The organism is Saccharothrix sp. NPDC042600, assembly GCF_040647305.1.
GTDB lineage: Bacteria > Actinomycetota > Actinomycetes > Mycobacteriales > Pseudonocardiaceae > Actinosynnema > Actinosynnema mutabilis.
In genome coordinates this window covers 1-20,118 of the sequence record NZ_JBEZBW010000045.1, presented here as the reverse complement: position 1 = coordinate 20,118, position 20,118 = coordinate 1, and the positions used below count along the sequence as shown (strand labels likewise).

The window sequence follows — 20,118 nt, the reverse complement described above, 5'->3', positions numbered from 1 at the left end:
CCACGCCCGGCTGAGATGTCGGGTACCCGTCTACTCAAGCGCTACGGTGCCGTTTGCATCTACCGCACTCGCGCCTCGTATTGGCATTCGTCATATCTTGCAGGGCAGACGTATGCGTCATACGGAGTTCGTTGCGTATCCAATACTGCTTTGTGACTAGGCCAGTCATAGCGACACCAGCGACCGATGCTGAACGCCGTCACATGTGCGGCTCCTGCATCGTGGAGTGCAACGGCTGCTGACTGAATTTTGGCACCTGAAACCCAGGTATCGTCCACCACTAGGACGTTCTTGCCCTCGACACGGCCGCGATACTTGTCCGGCACGCTGAACCGGTCAGCGCGAACAGTTCTGTCAGGATCGGAGAAACCTGGTCCGGGCCACAAAAGAAAGCGTCCAGTCACAGGAACGCCATACACCATGCGAGCTATCTGCGCGACTGGATGAGAGTTGCCCGGATTATTGATTGATGAGACGAACGTAATGCTGTCCCATCGATACCCAAAGGCGAGTGTGAAGCAATCTTGGTGGATGAGTGTGGCGGCAACCGTCATTAGTTCGAGGTCCATCGCACACTTCTCAGCAGGAGGCCTACCCTTGTACGCGCGCATTGTATGCGCAGACTGATGTGGTGGCCCCGATGATCCTCCGCGCACAAAGGCCAAGATCGCAACATTATCGGCCAGGCGCGGCCCGAACTCCGACCTGTGCGATAGACACCTCGGGCAGACGTGCTGATCAGTCGGATTGAAACAAACACTGCATGTCTTACCCGGCAGGTAACGCGCGTTGTGGAAGAATCCGCCCACACGATGGATGAGGTGCTTGCGGATATCAAAATAGAGGGCATCGTCGCCGGTCATCGTGTGCTTTGCACCAGCTCCAGGATCTCCGAAGCGGAGCGATTCGCGCTCAGGATCTTCTCAACGTGGTTGATCGCGTCTGCTGGTGTTGCAGCCCGAAATACTCCAGGTTGATTGATAAGCTTGCTGCCCCAGTTTGTGCCTCGGACGACTGTCTCCATTAGTATGACAGGGCGGCCATGTGCAACTGCGGAGCGCGCTTGAATGCGTGCTCCGCTTTGCTCGCCAGCTTCCACAATGATAGTTGCTAGCCCATATGCACTCATGGTCGCGTTGCGCATCGGAAAGCTAGACTTCGAGGGTGGAGAGTCAGGCCAAAATTGCGACATTACCATACCTTCAGACGCAATTCTGTCTTGCAAGCCCCGGTTCGTTGCCGGATAGTACTTCAGGATTCCTGTTCCGATGACGGCGACCGTCCGTCCGCCAGCTCGAAGGGCGGTTGTGTGGGCGGCGGTATCAATGCCTTCCGCCAGACCAGATAGTACTGTGACGCCCCTGCTGACTAGTTGCTCTGCTATCGCGTTTGTCGTACGCAAGGCGAGGTCTGAGGCCTTGCGGGAGCCAACTACAGAGACCGCCTTCTCTCCCGGCTTTAGGGTTCCCTTGGTGAAGAGCACGGGAGGAAGCTGGTGCACCTCTCGGAGCTGTGCCGGATAGTCGGCATCCCTGAAAGTGTGAAAGCGGAAATCTGAGTCAGTCCAACGCTGGATATCTTGCATGGCTGTCTCGAGGGGGTCATCCTCGAACGAATCGCCAAGAAGCATCGCCGGTCGACGGCTGTCCCACACAGCTCGAGCGCTGCCTTTGTCACAGACCTCAACGACGAGCTGTGACCAGGTGAGCCCATCGGGGCGCGTCCTCAGGAGGGCCACAAGCGCGGCCCGCTCGTCGTCGTCCCACGTGTGCACACCGGGCAGCGTAGGGCGTGAAGCGGCAACTGGGGAGCCTGTGGACCGGATGTGATCTGAACTCGAGGACACTACGCCTCCCTTCAAGCCTGTCGGATCAGTGTGCGGCCGTTTGTGCAGTATCACTGATCAAGGTCAATGTCGAACATATGTTCGACACGCAGTCTAGTCGCGCGTAACTGCTGGTACAAGGCTTGCGCCTGGGTTCTTGGGCTACCCGTTGTGATCAACAAGCGACCAATTGACTACTGTAAGTTCGCCTAGATGAGTGCCGATGAGGTCGACCTCACGCTCATCCGACCGCCAAAGTCGCTTCAGGGTGGATTAAAACACTGTCACGGTGTGGAGATGCTGATGGCTGAGCCCTGGGGGCGGCGCAGCTGGCGGCGAGCGGAGTTGTTGAGTATCGGCGTGCCTACCCCTACCTCTGCCCCTGCGGGCATCGAGAGCGGGCTTAGCGTCGCGCGGTGCCCCTTACGCCCCCGCGGGTGCGCCCCGTGGAGGGGAGCGGGTGCGTCGTCCGTCCACCCGAACGGGTGAGGTTGCCGTTCCCTTGATCGGACCAGAAGCCGCAGAGAGCATTCTGTCCGGACGCCGTGGGAGTGGAGGTCGCTGTGAGCCGTGCCGACGAAGTTAACCGGACGTTCCTGCTGTGGCTGTACGACAACAATGACCGGTATCCGAACCCTCAGGTGATCCTGGAGACCGGTGCCGCACCGGGCGGTACGCCCGTCACCTTGGACGAGGTGAAGACGTGCAGCCGCTACTTGGCGGCGGCGGGCCTGATCAAGGGATTCACCGCCCTGGGCGGGCAGATGCCGTCGCGCGTCCACCTGACTGACGACGGCCTGCGATGTGTCCACGAGTACGAGGGCGACGTGCAGGCGTGGAACGCCCGGCACACGCCCCGCTGGGACCAGTCGGTGCACGTGACGTCCGGCCGAGACGCCCAGGTGACGGCCCACAGCAGTCACGTGTCGCAGGTGCAGAACACCGGGGACATCAACATCAGCGAGCTGGCAAAGGCCGCCCGCCTCGCCCTCGAATCCCACCCGGTGTTCGGGCCTGTTGCTGCGGAGGTCCGCCAGGCGAGCCAGGACATCCTCGACGAGATCGACAAGCCGGAACCAGACCAGGGACGGCTGCGGGCGCTGGGGAAGCGGTTGAAGACTGCGCTGCCGCTGACCGCCTCCACGGCCACCATCGTGAAGTTCATTTTGGACGGGCTCGGAGCGGCAGGGATCGGCTGAGGTTCGCCGGCTGGTGACACCGAAAGGAGATTGTGGCCGCATGAGCGACGCGGGCAGCGACCTGAACACGTACCGCTGGGCCTTGATGAAGTCGGCCGAGGGCAGCACGGACCGGCTCGCCAGCCAAGATGAACGGGTGCATTGGTCCGTGGTGCACCGCCTGCTGACCGAGCACGGCCCGGCCGAAGGGCAGCCCGAGGTGTGCGCGGAATGCGGCATGGAGTGGCCATGCGGCGTGGTCAACGGGGCCGTGACGGACCTGCGGATGGGACCTGCGGGCAACTGACGTGGGCGTGCCCCTACGCGTGCTTGATGAACCGAGCGGGTACCGGGCGCACCCTGTCTCCATGAGGGCACGAGGCCTACCGAGCGCCCGCGCCGGTCCAAACCGCAAGGTCAGGACCGGTTCTGGGGCAGTCTGTAGATCCGTCGCGGAGCTACACAGGGTCCCAAGCTCCATCCGCAACAGCATCACGAGGCCCCGTGACAGCCCTACTACCCCGGGCGGGGGGTAGTAGGGCAGCCCTTGAGCGGCGCGGTTGGCGGGTTTGATGCGGGTTTCAAACCCGCCGCAACTGCCAAACCCGCCCTCAAACCCGCGCGGGGTTTGCGCAGGCCAACTGCCCTGAGGGTCGGTCCCTGCGGGTTTGCGGGTTTGTTTTCGCCTCTGAGAGAGGGTTGGGGTAAGTAGAGCAGCACGAGCGATACGCCGTGCGGGGCGCTGGCTGGTCGAGTTGGGTCGCACCTCACCTCTGTGGTCTGGGTTGCGACCACCGTTGCGCCGCGCCCAGGGCGCGGAGTCCTTGCGGGAGAGGGGCTGTGGTTGACCGCTCAGAGCCCAGTCAAGCGCCTGAACACCACAAGCCGGGGTGACGGCATGGATGGTTGGACGCTGGACGATGAGGGGACGTCGGCTCTGCCCGCGAGTGACCACCTGCGTGACAACGACGGCGATGAACGGCGACGGGCAAGCTGAAGGAGAGGGCGTTTGGATCGCTGTGTGCCAAATGCGTGCCAAGGTGAGGGGTAGAGGAGACGGCGTCGCACCCGTTTCGGCTGGTCAGGGTTGAGGGCGGCCACGTTTCAGTCTCGCCCTCCGGAGGCGGGTGCGCAGGTTCGAATCCTGCCGGGGGCACTTCACAGACGGTCCCGTTGGGGAGATCTTGCATCTCCATAACGGGGCCTTTCTGTTTTGGGAAGGGAATGACCACCGCCTCTTGCGTCGTGCTGGAGACGGCGTGGATGGTGTCGCCCAGCAGCGTCGCGCGGCACGTGGTGGTGCGGCTGCTGTGGTCGTAGTGGATCTCCAAGCTGAGGGCTTCGAACAGCCGGCGTGAGAGTTCGTCCGAAGTTCGGCCAGGTCCACCGGGGTGATCGGAAGGTGGTCGAGCAGGGTCGGGTTCGGCGCTCGCTGGACCTCGTCCTCGGCTTCGGCGAGTTGACGCGCCAGCTCGTCGCGCTGGGACCGGAGTTCGGCTCGCCGCTCGTTGATGTCGCGGATGAACGCCTGGTCGACGTCGTCGGCGACTTCGAGGGTGCGTACGAGGCGTTTGCTCTTGCTCTTGTGCTCGGTCTCGGTGATGGAGCGGCGGAGGGCGACGATCTTGGTTTGGTGCTCTTGCCTCCGCGGATCGAACCCGACCGGAGGTGAGGAGCTTCTCGATGTTCTCATGGCTGGGTGTCGAGAACAGTCCGATCCCGGACATGATGCGTCCGGAAGGCAACCTGGACATGCCTGGGTGCGGGCTCGTCGGACCGGGGGTTGGAGATGTCGAGGCAGGCCGAGCGATTGCTCGGGCTGTCGAGTGCACCGACCCGGAGGGTTCGTCCGGCAGCTTGACCTGCGTATTGGCCTCAACATCGAGCACGCAGACGGGCGCTGCCGCATGGCGACTACGCAAGCGCATCCGCGACGGCTCAGCTCTACACCTCAGACCGCCGCGTTCACGATGTCCGTTCGGGGCGGGCGCGCAAGCTCTCCCTAGCCGGGCAGACGGCTTTCCTGAAACGAAGCGCGAACAATCCTGATCAGGCGTCGGGCCGACGCAGAGCCAATTCTCAGCTTGACGCGCAGCGTCTCGGCAGAGGTGGCGTCTGATGAGCCCGGTGAGCCGCGTCCTCCTGTCGCGCCCGAACAAGAAGATCTTCCTGCGGGAGCTCGCAGCTACTGGGTCATGGCTGCTGGAGCAGTTCGAGGACTGGCACGAGCGGGACCAGTTGGAGTTCGCAGGCGCCCCAAACTCGTTCACCGACGAGCTGATCGCGAGTAGCAGGGCGATGAGCCGGGTGCGATCCGCGGTTGCCCCCTGCGGTAACAGATGTAACCGTAGGTAGCGATGAGGTGAGCATGGGAGTGCTGCGGGACCCGGTCAAATGGCGCGAAGTGATGGATGCGTACCTCGAGCTGCGCGACCGCCCTCACCTGACACCCCAACGGCGAGGCCAGCAGTTCAACGGCCTGATCGCAGACCTGTTCACCTGCTTCGGGCTCACCGCCAAGCCGGACCAGCAGGGTGACGCCGGTGAGATCGACGTGGTTTTCGGCGTCGGAAACCAGCGGTTCATCCTGGAGGCCAAGTGGGTGGACAAACGGACCTCGATCGACCCCATCGCCAAGCTCCAGCGCCGCCTGGACCAGCGCATGCGGAACGTGACAGGCGTGTTTCTCTCCATGCCCGGCTACACCCCCGGCGCACTCACCGGGATCGACAAGGGCCGCCAGCTGGACGTGCTGCTGCTTGACCAGGAGCACTGGGAGGCGATGCTGTTCGGCCTCGTGCCACCGACGGAGATGATCGACCTCCTCACCGACGTCGCGTCGTACCAGGGTCAGGCCTACACCCCGCTCGGCACCCTGCTGCGCAACGACGTCCCGGCGCCACAGCTGAGCTTCCCGCCTGCCGCCGTCTCGGTCTGCGCTTGCTTGGCCGACCACGTGCGCACCGAGGTCGTGCTCGGCGGCGTCCGGTCGCGGACTGCGGGCCTCACCCTGACCGGGGCGGACTCGATGCTGCTCACCACCGACGACGGCGTGCTGAAGGTCGATCTCACCAACCGAGCGGTGTCCTGGGCAGTGCCTGTGCACGGCTGCCACGGGCGTGCCGTCGAGCAGGGCGACGCGATCCTCGTGCAACGCGGGGTCGGCACCGGCCTCTACCGCAACGGGCGGCTCCGACCCGTCCAGCCGGCCGACCTCGCCGCGACCGCACCGGTCGCGTTGTCCCCCAACGAAGTCGCCCACGTCGATGACACCACCCTGCGCGTCGCGGACCTCGGCACGGGGCGCAGCGTGGACCTTGCGCACGTCGATGGTGTAATCGTCGGCGTGGCCGCGGGGAACAAGGCGAAGTCCCTGTATCTCGCGGTCAAGGACAGCGGCGACCGGATCACGGTCGTGCGCGTCACCGCCACCAAGGCGTGGCTGCACGAGGTGAAACAGGTTCCTGCGCCACGCCCGGCGGAAGCAGCCCCCGTTCCGGTGGCACCACTCGTGATGCCGCTGCCGGCGCCGACCGCACCCCAGGATTCGCGCGCGATCGAGGAACAGCAGGGGTATCGCGACGGCCAGGTGTCCGCGGGCGATCTTCCGTTGTTCGCACTGGACGCAGCGGCCACGGTGCACTTCGACATCGCGCGGTGGCTGGAACCCTTCCGAGAGACCTGGCGGCAGCTCGTCACCCGCGAGGCACCCGCGGGCACCGAACTCCTGCCGTGGCTGCCGCAGGTGGCGCGCAAACTCGGCTCACTCGCCGCGCCCGACCGCACCGCGGAAGCGCACTTCGCTCCGTCGCCCGCCTACGTCGCCGGATTCGGCAACGGTATGCGCGAGGCCTGGCACAGCGCGGTTCGACGACAGACCGTGCCGTACGACGCGCAGTTCCGCCAGCAGTGGTTGCGCGAGCCGGTCGGCAAGCGCGCGGTACTGCGCGGCGCGTTTACTCTGACCGAGCTGCGCACGTCGACGCTCAAAGGGCAGGCGGCGACCACCTCGAAGTGGTTCGGTCGCGTCATCCTATGGCTGGTGACGTCCGTGCTGGGCTTTTTCGAGATCATGGCGATCATCATCGCGGCGACCGGCGGGTGGCCTGGCATCGGCCAGACGATTGCCGGACTGCTCGTCTTCACCGTGCCGTTCCTGGCTTTCCTCACCTGGACGGTGCTGGATCTACGTCGTTTCCGGAGGTTGCGGCGCACCGCTTCCGCCTCGGTCGTGCGTCCCTGAACCTCGTACAGCTCAAACGCCCGAGCCCACTGCTCCCGCGCCTCCCCCAACTACCCGCAAACCCGAGTACCTTCTGCCGTTCACGCTGGCAACTGCGCCTGGTAGATCTTCCGGTGACGGGGGTGCAGTTCCACCTCCAGCACCTGTTCCTGCTTCGCGGGCAGGTCGGCGATGTCGCCGTGCTTCTCGATCGGCAGGGCGTAGCACTCGCGGAACCTGGTCGGGCTGGGGAACAGCCTCGGCGCGCTGATCGACAGCAGCGGCCACAGCTCTATCAGGTCGTGCTCCATCGGCGTGCCGTGATCGCCAGCTTGATCCGGGCCGGCAGCAGGCGCGCGCACCGGTGGATCTTCGACTGGTGATCCTTGGCGAACTGGGCCTCCTTTAGCACCAACGCCGACCAACGCTCGTGCGCGCGACGACGATGAGGAATGGCGGCCCGTCTGGAGTTTCGGTCTTCGCGTGGCAGATCAGCACGAGCGACTGGATCGTCTTGCCCAGTCCCATGTCATCGGCGAGGACTCCGCCCAGCCCGGTTTTCCACAGGAAGGCGAGCTAGCCGAACCCGTCGCGGGGCCTTTCTGTTTGATGGGAATGACCACCGCCTCCCGCGTCGCGCTGGAGACGGCGTTGACCGGGAGTTCAGCAAGGACATCCGAGATGACGTGGTCGATGTGGCAGGCGTCGCCAAAGGGGGTGGTGATCCCGGCCGGGCCGACCGTGAAGGGGGTTGGGTAGGGCCGGCGATGATCGTCGCCAGGGTTGCCGAGGAAGGCGACAGCTCCCCGCACCGCCCGGTGGCCCGCCGGGTCGCCACGAGGCCGATCAGGCGCGGAACTCGGCGATTTGCGTGTTCGAGGCCCCAGCCGCGCGCAGCCAGTCCACGATCGTGGCCCGGAGGGTGGCGATCAGTTCCCGCTGCCAGGCGACCACCCCGTTCGGCGGCTCGTTCTTGGTGCACACGGTGATCGGAAGGCTCTCACCCCTGTTGAGCGCCTTGGTCCCAGTGAGGTGCTCCGGGGTCTTGTCCGCGGCCGTGCGCTTCTCGTACCGGCCGTCCGCGCCGATGTTCAACGCCTGGGGGTGTTTGGTGCTGATGTCGACGTCGGTGTCGTTGTCGATGAGGTGCAAGTGTTCCTTGTCCCTGAAGTGGTCGGCGTTCTTGCCGTCCTCCTCCAGGGTCTCCAGCCACAGGTAGAGGTGGCGGCTGGACCTGTTGTCTTTGTGGTAGGCCAAGTGGCCCCACTCGTCGCCCTGTGACTCGCGCATGATCGTCTTGAACAGCCATTGGCCGAACGGGAGTAACTCGCCTTCGGCGTCGTCGCTTTCCCGGTACGAAATCGTGCCCTTGACCGCACCCATGAGGACCCTCCTCGGTAGTCGCTACCGTCCGTATCGGCCCGCTGTCACGGGCGTTACGCGGACATGAGCGGCCGGCCGGATGTCCTCCGAACGGCCCTGGGTTGATGACCTGCCGAGGAGGAGCAGACGACGTGCGGGCCGCAACGTCGCCGGGGACGGCTCAAACCGCAGGAGCCTGTTCTTCGACCTTCATCACCGCGCCCGGCGCGGTCGCCTTACTCGTGTGTGGAGCCGTGCCGGTCCCGAGGCATCGGTGCGCTGCTGCAGCGACACGCCACGGTTCCCGGCTCCGAAAGGCACCTCCCCGATAACCTCGCTCTCCCGCTCGCACCTGGACGTGATCGAACAGCGGTTCCTCGCGATGACCGTCGGTCCGCAGCCGCTGAGCCTTGTTGCGCGGCCCTCGCGTGCGGACTGCCTGGTGAACAGTTGCCCTTGGACCGGGTGCGTGTTGCTCCTCAAGCGACAGGCGAGTTGGGTGATCAAGGATGCCGCGTGGCAAGAACTAGTCCGACGAGCCCACGTGAAGCCCGAACCGTGGAAGACGGTGGCAGCGGCGATGATGACGCCACCTCTTCGGTGGCCCCTTCGTCCAGCTGTCCGACCACACCTCGTCGCCCGGTCAGTCCGGGGCCCGTCCTTCGGCGCTCCCGCCGGGGCGTCGAAGGACGGGTCAGGTGATGGGTCGATGCGGTCATGACGCCGGCTTGTCAGTTTGTGACGGGCTCTGATTCGAGCGGCGGGATCAGGACTTCACTCCAACGGGTTCCGGCTTTCACTGGGGCGAGGTAGTCGCCGGGGTCGATGATCGTGGTGAGGGTCCTGAACTCCAGGACGATCCCCTTCCACGTCTGTGGCTGGCCGTCGGGTGGTGGGGTGTGTTTGGTCGTGAAGTGGGCGATGGTGCGGATGTCGTCCAGGGAGTGCGCGTGCACGACGGCTAACGGGCGGGGGTGCGTGGCGTAGCCGTGGTCCTTCGCTGTGGAGGGTGGATCGGGGTCGTCCATGAGCGTCATGTTAGTTCGGCGCGGCGGACGGTGGTTGTGGAGGACGGTCGCCTAATGGGGTGATAGGAAATCATTGCAATGCGGCAGTGGCAAGTGTATGCGCGTGAGTGGTTGCTGCGTATGCGGTGCCGTGCGCGAGTTGTGGTTCGGTTGCGGGGACATGGGTCATGTTGCGAGAGCTGAGCGGATGGAGAGGGCTTGATCGGTAGGAGTAAGGAAATTCCGCACGTAATAGTGGGTGTTAGCACGGGCTACTTTCGCCACGCCTGCGATTTACCGGGATCTGTTGCGGCACTTCGCTTCGCACGGGTTCATCGTGGTCGCGGCCAACGCCACTCAGGCTGGGTCTGGGCGGGATATGCTTGCCGGGTTGGATTGGGTGGCTTGGGAGAACTCGCGTAGTGGCGGTGTGTTTTACGGCAAGGTCGATGTTGGGAAGTCGGGCTACCGGGCATTCGCAGGGTGGGGGTGTGGCGATCAACGCCGCCGGTGAGGACCGCTGCGGTGGGCGTCCTTAGCGGATCAGGGGTTGGTCCGCTTTTTCGTGGGTGTGACGCCTGGGCGTGGCTTGCCGATCAGGGCCAACGGTACGGAGAAGTTGACCTGGCCGATGGCTACGGCCAGGTTGGCGATGCCCTCCTCGTCATAGTGCTCGGCCACTTCGGCGTACAACGCGTCGGGCACGCGCTCGCCCTGTGTGGACGGCCGGAGGACGGCCTCGACCAGTGCCGGCGCCGCCCGCTCGGCGGGCTTGTGGTTCGGCGCGTCCGGTGGGTCGTCACAGGTCGGCTAGGTGTTGCCGACGATTTGCCTCGCTCGCAGGTGGAGCAGGCCGACGATGGTGCGCGGCAGTGGGTCCGTGCCGGCGGCGGTGAATGGCGCTTCCGTTCGGCGGAGATGTGACCGCTGTGCCGGGGAGTTTCTACCGCAGCACCAGGGACAGCCCGTCCAGGACTCGGTCCAAGCCGTAAGTGAATGCCTCGTCGCGCGCGCGGACCGGGTCGGAGTCGGTGTAGCCGGTCAGTTGTTGGCGCAGGTGCGGGTGGTTGGCGGCGGCTTGTTCTATTGCCGGGCGGAGTTCGGTCAGCAAGTCTTGTTCTGTTCGGCCGCTGCGCGTCAGGGTGGACAGCCACGCCGCCTCGTTGATGCCGACGCCCACGACGTACGCCATGATCGTGCTGATCGCGTGGTTTCCCTCCACCGCGGAGAAACCCGCCGTCCGGAACAGCGCCAGCATCCGCTCGCTCAGGCGCATCACGTTGGGGCCCAGGTACGCCAGGCCCACCTGCCCCAGCAGGGACGCGGTCCACGGGTGGCGCAGGATCATCGATCGCAGGCTGTGCGCGCACGTCGCCGCGGCGGCCCGCCACTGCGCCGGGTCGTCGATCTCCGGCACCTCGATCTCGCCGTACACCTCGTCCACGACCAGCTCGACCAGCTCGTCACGGTTGGCCACGTGCCGGTACAGCGAGGTCGCGCCCGCGTCCAGCCGCGCGCCGAGCTTCCGCATGGTCAGCGCCTCGACACCGTCCGCGTCGAGCAGGGCCACGGCCTCGGCCACGATCTGCTGCCTCGTCAGCGCGGGCTGTTCCCGCTGCCTGCGCGTGCGCGTCCACACCGAGGGGATGTCCATGCCGCCACCCTAGCGCACGGGGTACGCAGTTGCGTACAGCGTTCCGGTCTGCGTACAGTGTTCGCATTGACGGAACGTTGTACGCACTTTGGAGGGGTCATGGGGGAATCGCGGAACCCGCGCAGGTGGTGGGTGTTGGCAGTGCTCTGCCTGAGCACGTTGGTCCTGGTCGTGGACAACATGGCGCTCAACGTCGCCGTGCCCGCGCTGACCACCGACCTGGGGGCGAGCGCCCAGGACATCCAGTGGATCCTGGACTCCTACATCCTCGTGTTCGCGGGCCTCCTGCTCACCGCCGGCAGCCTGTCCGACCGGTTCGGCCGCCGCAGGCTGCTGCTGATCGGGCTGGTCCTCTTCGGGGCCGGGTCGCTGTTCGGGGCGCTGGCGACCACGTCGCCGCTGCTCATCGCGGCACGCGTCGGCATGGGTGTCGGTGGCGCGCTGATGATGCCGAGCATGCTGTCGATCCTGATCACCGTGTTCGACGAGGAGGAGCGCCGCAAGGCGATGGCCGTGTGGAGCGCGGTCGCGACGCTGGGGCTCATCGGCGGCCCGATCCTCGGCGGCCTGCTGGTCGACTGGTTCTGGTGGGGCGCGGTGTTCCTGGTCAACGTGCCGATCGTGGTGGTCTCGGTCGTGGCGGCGCTGGCGTGGATGCCCGAGTCCCGCGGCCCGTGGCGCAAGCCCGACCCGCTCGGCGCGGTGCTGTCCATGGTCGGCCTGACCGCGCTCATCTGGATGATCATCGAACTGCCGAAGAACGGCCTGGCGCACGCGGGCACGCTGTCCGCGCTGGTGGTCGCCGTCGTGGGCCTGGGCGGGTTCGTGTGGTGGGAGTCGCGGGTCGAGTCGCCGATGGTGCCGTTGACCCTGTTCCGCGACCGCAACTTCAGCGGCGGCAGCCTGTCGCTGACGCTGGTGCAGATCGGCAACGGCGGTCTGCTGCTCGTGGCGACCCAGTACCTCCAGTTCGTGCTCGACTACACGCCCATGCAGGCCGGTCTCGCGCTCATCCCGATGGCCGTGGCCTCCTTGCTGTGCAACGGTTTCGCCGCCACCCTCGGGGCCAAGACCGGCAACCGGGTGCTCGCCGCGGTGGGCCTCGCGATCGCCGCGGGCGGGTTCGGCGTGCTGACGACGCTGGAGCCGGGCGCGGGCTTCCTGCCGATGGGCATCGCGGTCGCGCTGCTGGGCGCGGGCGGCGGTCTGGCCATGCCGGCGGCCGTGTCCGCCCTGATGGGCGCGGTGCCGCACGAGCACGCGGGGGTCGGGTCCGCGCTCAACGACACGATCCAACAGGCCGGTGCGGCGCTCGGCGTCGCCATCCTCGGCAGCGTGCTGTCCAGCGCCTACTCGGCGGCGATGCCGGACTCCGCGCCCGAGGTCGCGCACCGGTCCATCCAGGACGCCTTCGCGGTGGCGGCGGCGACCGGCGACACGGGCCTGGTGACGACCGCGCGGGACGCCTTCACCACCGCCATGTCGGTCAGCTTCGTCGCGGCGGCCGTGGGCGCTCTCGCCGGCGCGGTGCTGTCGCTGGTGATGATCCGCGACCGCAAGCCGGCGGCCGTCCCGGATGAGGCGCCGGTCGCCGCGTGACGGGTGTGGGCGGCGTCACGGAGTTGACGCCGCCCGGTCGTCACATCCGCGCCACGGGCGGGGTCGAGGGGGTGAAGGACCAAGCGAAACCGCGGAGGAGTTGCGCTATGTCGACCACCTACATCGTCGTCACCGTCCTGGGCGCGTTCATGGCCGGGTTCTCGGCCTTCTCGGTCTTCACCAAGGCCAAGTGGGTCGTGGAGCCGCTCGCCGACTACGGCGTGCCGCGCTCGTGGTGGACGTGGCTGGGGACCGCGAAGGCGTTGGGCGCGATCGGGCTCGTGGTGGGGTTGTTCGTGCCGGTGGTGGGGGTCGCGGCGGCGGTCGGGCTCGTCGTCTACTTCACCGGGGCGGTCGTCACGGTGTTGCGGGCGAAGTCTTACGGGCACGTGGCGTTCCCGCTGATCTACATGGCTCCCGCGGTCGCGGTGCTGGCCCTGGCATGAGGAAGGAGCGCCTGGGCGCTCCTTCCCCGCGGTCAGCGGGACGCGTGGTCGCGGATGAGTTGCCAGAGCTCCTCGTCCAGCGGTTGGCCGGAGTACGTGGGTGCGGCCGGGCGCGGGGTGTCGCCGGACCGGCCGCGCAGGGTCTCGGGAACGCCGTCCGTGGCCTCCGCGGTGCGGTGGGTGGTGCGGGATCGGCCGGTTCGACCGTCGTTCGTGGACGGTTTGACGGTGCCGTTCTGCTGGCCGGCGTGCGGGGGCATCATCGGCGGCATCATGGGGGTGCCGAGCGCGTTGCCGGCCTTGATGCCGGTGGTGGTCGGCTCGGGGCGCTTGCCGGCCGGGCGGGCCAGGGGGAGGCCGGTGGCGGACGTCGCCGGGACGCCGAGCAGCGGTCCACCGGACAGGGCCGGCGCGCCGCCACCGCCGCCGGTGGGCAGGCCGGTCGGGGCGGTCGGCGCGGGTGGCGTGGTGACGCCGGCCAGGGAGAAGTCCGTGCTCGGCAGCTCCGGCGGGGACACGTCCGGCAGCGACACGTTCGGCAGCGACCCGGAGGAACCCAGGGCCGAGGACGCCAAGCCCTGCAACGACGTCGCCGCGCCGAGGACGGCCGTGGCGGCTTCGAGGTCCTCCTCGGACACCTGCGGGAGTTCGGGCAGCACGTCACCGGGGGACTTGATGCCCGACGCCGCGCACACGGTCAGCATGGACATGTCGAACTGGCCGCCCAACGCGGTCATGCGCGTCCCGGCGGCCTGCTGGAACGCGACCGCCAGGCCGGCGGTGAACGGGTTGGACAGGGCGGCCAGGTAGCTCTCGTAGAGCGCGGTGACGGTCTGGAGCGTCTCCGGGATCGCGGCGGCGAGGGTGGTCAGGGTCTCGGACACCCGGGAGGCGTCGATGCGCTCGCCCCACATCTTCAGCTCGGCGTCGGAGCGCTGGAACTTCTCCTCCATCGCCCGGCCCGCCTCGTCGGTCCAGTGGGGCGCGAGGTCCTGGGCGCGCGCGTGCAGCTCGACGCGGGCGGACTCGATCCACGTGCGGACCTCGGTCCACATGCGGGCGGCGTCGGTGAGGACGGGGACGTTGGCCTGTTCGGCGGTGATCATCGCGACGTGCGCCTCGATGGGCAGCGCGTTGTAGGGGACGGCCACTGGGCGCTCCTCAGGGGGCGGGCCGCGGGTCGGCGGCGGTGGGCTGGGCGGGTGCGGCGCTGCCGGGCCGGCCTGCGGCGGGTTGGCCCGCAGCGGGTTGGGTGGTGCCGGGTTGGCCTGCGGCGGGTTGGCCCGCAGCGGGTTGGGTGGTTTCCGGTTGGGTGCCGCCGAGGTGGGTGGCGGAGAGTTGTTGCAGGGTCTCGATGCCCTTCTGGGCGAATTCCGCGCCCGCCTTCACCAGGCCGGCCATGGACGTCACGTCCGCCGCCGTGTAGGTGGCCGCCGCGGTCGACGCCTTCACGCCGAACGTCGCGAACTCCTCCGTCGTCTTGGCCAGGAACTGCGCCGCGGCGGCCGTGGCGGCCTTGTCCAGCACGGACATCGCGATGCCCTCGAACAGCCCGCTCAGGTTGGGCGGGGTGCCCAGCCGTCCCAGGGACGGTGGCGACGGGGGCGCGGTGAGCCGTTGCGCGAACAGGCTCATCGCGGTGGTGTCACCCTCGATGCGGTCGGTGGTCATACTGCCCCTCCTCGTGGTCTACCTGCCACAGCACGCGCTGGACCGCGGTGTCCCGGCGTGGTCGCTCCAGCCAGGTTTCCCTTACCAGACAAGCACTTGCGGTCGGGCGCGACGGGCGCTCGGCAGGAACCGGCCGGCGCTCAGTCGCGGGGCGGGTGCCAAGCGATCTGGACCAGGCCCTTGTGGCCCCGGCGGTCCACCAGCCAGCCGCGTCCGGGCGGGAGCACCTGGGCCCGCATACCGCCCAGGAGGGGGCCTTCGTCGCGGTCGCCGGACATCATCAGGCCCGGCGTCCCCACCTCGCGCAGCCGCGCCAGGAAGGGTTCGAACAGGCCCCGGCCCGCGCCTCCGCTGCGGCGGGCCAGGACGACGTGCAGGCCGATGTCCGATCCTTGCGCCACCAGCGGGAGCAGGGGCATCAACGGGTGTTCCTGGTGGGTGGCGACCATGTCGTAGTCGTCCACCAGCACGAAGATCTCCGGGCCCTTCCACCAGTTGCGGGCCCGCAGCTGGTCCGCGGTCACTTCCGGACCGGGCAGCCGGTGGGTCATGGCCTCCGCCACCTCGGCGAGCAGGCCGCGGCTGTTGTTGTCGTTGGTGCCGTAGCCGAGCAGGTGCTCCTTCGGCACCTCGTCCAGCAGGCCGCGCCGGTGGTCCACCAGGATGATCCGCGCCTGGTCCGGGGTGTGGGCGGCCGTGATCCGGCGGGCCAGGGCGCGCAGGAACGACGTCTTGCCGGACTGCGTGTCGGCCAGCAGGAAGAAGTGCGGGTCGGTCGCGAAGTCCAGCCGCAGGGGCGACAGGTCCTTCTCGTGGATGCCGACCGCGAGGCCGGCGTCCGGGCCGGTCAACCGGTCCTCCGGCGGCAATTCGGCCAGTGGCAGGACGCCGGGGAGCAGGCGGACGGACGGGGCGCGCTCGCCCGGCCACGCCCGCGCGATCGTCGTCACCAGGGCGCGCAGCGCGTCGGTGGTGTCGTCGGGCGTGGGCTTGCCGTCCACCCTCGGCAGGGCGACCAGCATCTGGTGCGCCGACATCGAGATGCCGCGGCCCGGCGAGTCGGCGGGCACGCCCATCGCCGCGCGGCGGTCCACGACCGAGTCGATCGGGTCGCCGATGCGCAGTTCGAGCTTGCTGCCGAACAGGTCCCGGATGTTCATGCGCAGGTCGAACGACCTCGCCGCGCTCGCCACCACGTGCACGCCGTAGGACAGGCCGCGGGCGGCGATGTCGCCCACCGCCTCCTCCAGGTCGGCGAACTCGCCGCGCAGCGTCTGCCAGCCGTCGATGACCAGGAAGACGTCGCCGTGCGGGTGGTCGGCGAACCGGCCCTCGGCGCGCAGCCTGCGGTAGGTGGCCATGCCGTCGACGCCGTGCTCGGCGAACAGGCGCTCGCGGTGCGCGAGGACGGTCGCCACCTCTGCGACCGTGCGGCGGACCGCGCCGGTGGCCAGGCGCCCGGACACGCCGCTGACGTGCGGCAGGTCGGTGAGCGCGGCCAGCGCGCCGCCGCCGAAGTCCAGGCAGTAGAACTGGACCTCGCGCGGGGTGTGGGTGAGCGCCAGGGCGGTGATGAGCGTGCGCAGGGTGGTGCTCTTGCCGGCCTGTGGAGCGCCGAGGACCAGGACGTGCCCGGCCGCGCCGGAGAGGTCGAGCACGAGCGGGTCGCGGCGTTGCTCGAACGGCCGGTCCACGACGCCGAGCACCGGTTTGAGGTCGTTGGCGCCGGTGGTCAGGCCGCGTTCGGGGGTGACCGCGACCGGCGGGAGCAGGGCGTCCAGGGTGGGCGACCGGTCCAGCGGCGGCAGCCACACCTGGTGGGCGGGCGTGCCGCGGCCGGCCAGGCGGTCGACCAGGATGTCCAGCAGGGTCTCGCCGACGGCGTCCTGGTCGGGTTCCGGCGCGGCCTCCTCCACCGCCGGGTCCGGGGCCACGTAAGCGGTCGTGAACTCGTGCAGCACCAGGCGTTCCGCTGTGGTGGACTGCGTGTTCGCGCCCGGGTGCTTCTGGTGCACGCCGGACACGTACGCGGCGCGGAACCGTTCCATCGGGTCCATGCCGACCTTGAGGAAGCCGTGGCCCGGGGCGCGCGGCAGCTGGAAGGCGTCCGACACGCCCAGCACCGCGCGGCTCTCCAGCTCGGAGAACGTCCGCAGGCCGATCCGGTAGGACAGGTGCGTCTCCAGGCCGCGCAACCGGCCCTCCTCCAACCGTTGCGACGCGAGGAGGAGGTGGACGCCCAGGGACCGGCCGACCCGGCCGATCTGGACGAACATGTCGATGAAGTCCGGCTTGGCGGACAGCAGCTCGGAGAACTCGTCGCAGATGACCAGCAGCGTGGGCACCTCGGGGAGGGGCGCGCCGGCCGCGCGGGCCTTCTCGTAGTCGCGCAGGGAGGAGAAGTTGCCCGCCGCGCGCAGCAGTTCCTGGCGGCGGATCAGCTCGCCGTTGATCGCGTCGGTCATCCGGTCGACCAGGTGCAGCTCGTCGGCCAGGTTGGTGATCACGGCGCTGGTGTGCGGCAACGCGTCCAGCCGGGTGAACGTCGCGCCGCCCTTGAAGTCCACCAGCGCGAAGTTGAGCGAGCTGGGCGGGTGCGTCACGGCGAGCGCGAGGACCAGGGTGCGCAGCAGCTCCGACTTGCCGGAGCCGGTCGCGCCGATCAGCAGGCCGTGCGGGCCCATGCCGTCCTGCGCGGGCTCCTTGAGGTCCAGTTCGATCGGCGTGCCGTCGCCGCGGATGCCGTACTTCACGCGCAGCCGGTCGCGGTTGGGGCGCGGCACCCACGTGTCGTCCGGGTCGAACGCGTACGGGTCGCCCAGTTCCAGCAGGTCCGCCAGGCCGAGTTCGGTGGTCATGGGGGCGTCGCCCGGCACACCCGCGGTCAGGCGCAGCGGTGCGAGCTGGCGGGCCAGGCCCTCGGCCGCGTGCGGGCCGAACGCGTCGGCGACACCGAGCGGGCTCGCGCCGTCGGTGGTCTCGGCGGTCAGCTCGCCGTCGGCGGCGACGTCCAGCACGACGGTGGTGCGGTCGAGCGCGCGCGGCGGGGTGGTGGTCAGGTCGAGGACCGTCACGCCCTCGACCCCGCCGCCGGTCATCAGGTGCCCGGACCCCGCGACCGACCCGCCGTCCAGCACGACGACCAGGTGCGGACCGGGTGAGCGGGCGTCCACCTCGGGGTCGAACCGGGGTCGGCTGGCCAGTTCCTCCTCCAGCAGGGACTCCAACGCGGGCACGGTCGGCGCGACCAGGCGCAGCGGGCCCAGGGCGTCCGTGCGCTCCGGGTGCAGCGCGTGGGGGAGCCACTTCAGCCACTCCCAGTCGGGGCGGCGCTCGTCGTCCGCGCACACCGCGATCCGCAGGTCCTCCGGCGACTGGAGGGTGGCGAGCTGGGCCAGCAGCGCGCGGGCGAGGCTGGTCGCGGCCGTGCGGTCGCCGCGCAGGTGGACGCGGCTGAACCCGTTGATCGCGATGGCGACCGGGAGCCGGTCCACGGTGGCGTAGGTGGTGATGAACCGCCGCAACGCCAGCGCGGACAACGGTTCCAGCTCCTCCAGCGGTTTCGTGTCGGGCGCGACGACCGTGGTGGTCGGGCTCTGCGCGCCCCGGCCGATGCGGGCGACGCCGAAGTCCGGGTCGTCCTTGCGGCGCTCCCACAGGCGGTGGCTCGCGGCCAGCGACCAGAGGGAGGACGGGTCGGGGTGCAGGTACTCCATGACCACGCGCTGCCGCCGCACGGACCGGCGCAGGCGCAGGCGGTGCTGCGCGAGGTGGCGCAGGTACTTGCGGCGCGCGTGCCCCATCTCGCGCTTGCTCGGACCACCGCCTTGCAGGAGACCCATGACGACCATTCCCAGCATGCCCACGCCCATCAGGCCGTAGACGACGAACCGGATCTGGCCGGTCGTGCTGCCCGAGAACATCAGCATCGTCGCGCCCATCATGGCCACCATCGGCAGGACGGTGAACAGCTGCAACCACTGCCGGCCCGGCGGGGGCGGGATCTCCGGAGGTGCCTGGAGGACCAGCTCGCCCGCCGGCATCTCCGGCGCGGGCACCCGAGCCGGCCTTTTCACCACGACAGTCGCCATGGTTGTGGATGGTCGGGTGGCGCCGGGGACGCGTGGGGGCGGTGGCAGGAACGGGTCACGCGGTGTCGGTGGTGGGGCGGGCTGCCTAGCTTTCGTGGCGGGGCCTGATCCGGTTCCCGGAACCTGGAGCGAGAGGGGAGTGCCGATGACCGGACACTTTCTCCACGGCGAGACCGAGGGCCTGCTCGGTCTGTCGAACAACACCGGCGCGCACGCCGAGGAGATCGGCAACAACAGCGTCGCGTTGGGCAACCACAACGCACAGCTGGCCGGGTCCAGCTGGACCGGCACGTCGCACACCGCGTTCGCCTCGGTGGAGGAGGCGCGGCTGGGTGACAGCCAGCGGTTGACGAACATGTTGCAGCAGCAGGCCGACAGCACGCGCGTCGTGGCGAACCTGTACGAGTCGGTCGACGCCGACAGCAACCAGGTCGTCGCCGGCGTCAGCTACGGCGTCGCCTCGGTCATCAACGGCTGAGCCGGAGGGGAGCGGACATGACCGAGATCAGGATGGTCTTCGACACCATCGCCGGCGCGGTGAGCCAGATGCAGAACACCGCGAGCCAGAACATCGACGCGGCGGCCCAGCAGTTCCGCTACGTGCAGGACGCCGTCGGGTCGTACTTCACCGACGCGGCCGGGTCCGAGTTGGACGTCACGCAGGGGATCTGGTCCAAGCACGCCGACCAGCACGACCAGGCCGTTCTCCAGCAGGCCCGGGCCACTGATACCGCCAAGGAGTTGATGCGCGACGCTTTGGAGCAGGCTCGGCGGACCGTTTCTTCTTAAACTTTCCGCTGCGCTGGCTTGGACGCTGCGCTGGCTTGGACGCTGCGCTGGCTTGGACGCGCTTCGCGCTCTCAGGACTTACGCGCTGGCGCGCTCAAGCCGCACGCGCTGCGCGCTATCAAGATCAAAAGCGCCTCGCCGGCGGGCAGGCCCCCGGGGGTGGAAGGGCGTCGGTCTGTCCCCGCACGGCCTGCCGGAGGCAACCACCCTTTGGTCTTCTCCGCAACCGGAAAAGCTGGTTGCGGAGAAGACCAAAGCGCGGTTGGGCTGCGCC

General features: G+C 68.4%; 19 protein-coding genes, 1 tRNA gene and 1 pseudogene. 9 read left to right on the top strand and 12 right to left on the bottom strand.

The features are described from left to right. Positions 1-59: 59 nt before the first annotated feature. From AB0A74_RS24750 to AB0A74_RS24740, 3 genes and pseudogenes are all read right to left on the bottom strand, one after another. Positions 60-569, bottom strand: coding sequence for a phosphoribosyltransferase (locus AB0A74_RS24750; RefSeq protein ID WP_358252989.1), 510 nt, complete (start codon positions 567-569; stop codon positions 60-62). Between the two features lie 144 nt (positions 570-713). Continuing rightward, positions 714-863 (bottom strand): annotated as a pseudogene (locus AB0A74_RS24745) (hypothetical protein); the annotation flags it as partial. Beyond that, positions 860-1,774, bottom strand: coding sequence for a DNA-processing protein DprA (locus AB0A74_RS24740; protein ID WP_358252921.1), 915 nt, complete (start codon positions 1,772-1,774; stop codon positions 860-862). The pseudogene AB0A74_RS24745 and the gene AB0A74_RS24740, both read right to left, overlap by 4 nt. A 614-nt stretch (positions 1,775-2,388) precedes the next feature. Between AB0A74_RS24740 and AB0A74_RS24735 the strand changes: the two genes are divergently transcribed. From AB0A74_RS24735 to AB0A74_RS24715, 5 genes are all read left to right on the top strand, one after another. Beyond that, on the top strand, positions 2,389-3,024 hold the full coding sequence (locus AB0A74_RS24735; RefSeq protein ID WP_358252920.1) for a hypothetical protein: 636 nt from the start codon (positions 2,389-2,391) through the stop codon (positions 3,022-3,024). Positions 3,025-3,064: 40 nt separating this feature from the next. After that, positions 3,065-3,310: a hypothetical protein gene (locus AB0A74_RS24730; protein ID WP_358252918.1), complete on the top strand. Its 246-nt coding sequence runs from the start codon at positions 3,065-3,067 to the stop codon at positions 3,308-3,310. 757 nt (positions 3,311-4,067) lie between these two features. After that, positions 4,068-4,159: transfer RNA gene (locus AB0A74_RS24725), tRNA-Arg, on the top strand. A gap of 246 nt (positions 4,160-4,405) precedes the next feature. After that, on the top strand, positions 4,406-4,675 hold the full coding sequence (locus AB0A74_RS24720; protein ID WP_358252916.1) for a hypothetical protein: 270 nt from the start codon (positions 4,406-4,408) through the stop codon (positions 4,673-4,675). Between the two features lie 696 nt (positions 4,676-5,371). Continuing rightward, positions 5,372-7,246, top strand: coding sequence for a restriction endonuclease (locus AB0A74_RS24715; protein WP_358252914.1), 1,875 nt, complete (start codon positions 5,372-5,374; stop codon positions 7,244-7,246). An 80-nt stretch (positions 7,247-7,326) separates the two neighbouring features. Here the strand turns inward: AB0A74_RS24715 and AB0A74_RS24710 are convergent, their stop codons facing one another. From AB0A74_RS24710 to AB0A74_RS24685, 6 genes are all read right to left on the bottom strand, one after another. Next, positions 7,327-7,536, bottom strand: coding sequence for a hypothetical protein (locus AB0A74_RS24710; protein WP_358252912.1), 210 nt, complete (start codon positions 7,534-7,536; stop codon positions 7,327-7,329). A gap of 94 nt (positions 7,537-7,630) precedes the next feature. Further along, positions 7,631-7,753, bottom strand: coding sequence for a hypothetical protein (locus tag AB0A74_RS24705; protein WP_358252910.1), 123 nt, complete (start codon positions 7,751-7,753; stop codon positions 7,631-7,633). 318 nt (positions 7,754-8,071) lie between these two features. Continuing rightward, positions 8,072-8,608 (bottom strand): hypothetical protein, encoded by a 537-nt coding sequence (locus tag AB0A74_RS24700; RefSeq protein WP_358252908.1) that lies wholly within the window; start codon positions 8,606-8,608, stop codon positions 8,072-8,074. Between the two features lie 710 nt (positions 8,609-9,318). Continuing rightward, complete coding sequence (locus AB0A74_RS24695) at positions 9,319-9,615, bottom strand: hypothetical protein (protein WP_358252906.1); 297 nt, start codon at positions 9,613-9,615, stop codon at positions 9,319-9,321. 522 nt (positions 9,616-10,137) lie between these two features. Then, the gene (locus AB0A74_RS24690; protein ID WP_358252904.1) at positions 10,138-10,299 is read right to left on the bottom strand and encodes a hypothetical protein; all 162 of its coding nucleotides are present in this window, start codon (positions 10,297-10,299) and stop codon (positions 10,138-10,140) included. 238 nt (positions 10,300-10,537) lie between these two features. Beyond that, positions 10,538-11,248: a TetR/AcrR family transcriptional regulator gene (locus AB0A74_RS24685; protein ID WP_358252902.1), complete on the bottom strand. Its 711-nt coding sequence runs from the start codon at positions 11,246-11,248 to the stop codon at positions 10,538-10,540. A gap of 99 nt (positions 11,249-11,347) precedes the next feature. On the opposite strand from AB0A74_RS24685, the gene AB0A74_RS24680 reads away from it, so the two are divergent. Both AB0A74_RS24680 and AB0A74_RS24675 read left to right on the top strand, forming a co-directional pair. Next, a complete protein-coding gene (locus AB0A74_RS24680; RefSeq protein ID WP_358252900.1) occupies positions 11,348-12,847 on the top strand; it encodes an MFS transporter in 1,500 nt (499 codons plus the stop codon). Between the two features lie 107 nt (positions 12,848-12,954). Continuing rightward, the gene (locus AB0A74_RS24675) at positions 12,955-13,293 is read left to right on the top strand and encodes a DoxX family protein (protein WP_358252898.1); all 339 of its coding nucleotides are present in this window, start codon (positions 12,955-12,957) and stop codon (positions 13,291-13,293) included. 32 nt (positions 13,294-13,325) lie between these two features. Here AB0A74_RS24675 and AB0A74_RS24670 read toward each other — a convergent pair whose 3' ends face one another. The 3 genes from AB0A74_RS24670 to eccCa all read right to left on the bottom strand — a co-directional run bounded on the left by AB0A74_RS24670 (position 13,326) and on the right by eccCa (position 19,055). Further along, a complete protein-coding gene (locus AB0A74_RS24670) occupies positions 13,326-14,444 on the bottom strand; it encodes a hypothetical protein (RefSeq protein ID WP_358252897.1) in 1,119 nt (372 codons plus the stop codon). Between the two features lie 10 nt (positions 14,445-14,454). Further along, positions 14,455-14,964, bottom strand: coding sequence for a hypothetical protein (locus tag AB0A74_RS24665; protein ID WP_358252895.1), 510 nt, complete (start codon positions 14,962-14,964; stop codon positions 14,455-14,457). Between the two features lie 140 nt (positions 14,965-15,104). Then, positions 15,105-19,055, bottom strand: coding sequence for a type VII secretion protein EccCa (eccCa, locus tag AB0A74_RS24660; RefSeq protein WP_358252893.1), 3,951 nt, complete (start codon positions 19,053-19,055; stop codon positions 15,105-15,107). Positions 19,056-19,200: 145 nt separating this feature from the next. Here eccCa and AB0A74_RS24655 point away from each other — a divergent pair, with 145 nt between their 5' ends. Together AB0A74_RS24655 and AB0A74_RS24650 are read left to right on the top strand one after the other, a co-directional pair. Then, complete coding sequence (locus AB0A74_RS24655; protein WP_343933026.1) at positions 19,201-19,533, top strand: WXG100 family type VII secretion target; 333 nt, start codon at positions 19,201-19,203, stop codon at positions 19,531-19,533. Between the two features lie 17 nt (positions 19,534-19,550). Beyond that, on the top strand, positions 19,551-19,844 hold the full coding sequence (locus tag AB0A74_RS24650; RefSeq protein ID WP_343933027.1) for a hypothetical protein: 294 nt from the start codon (positions 19,551-19,553) through the stop codon (positions 19,842-19,844). Positions 19,845-20,118 lie beyond the last annotated feature (274 nt).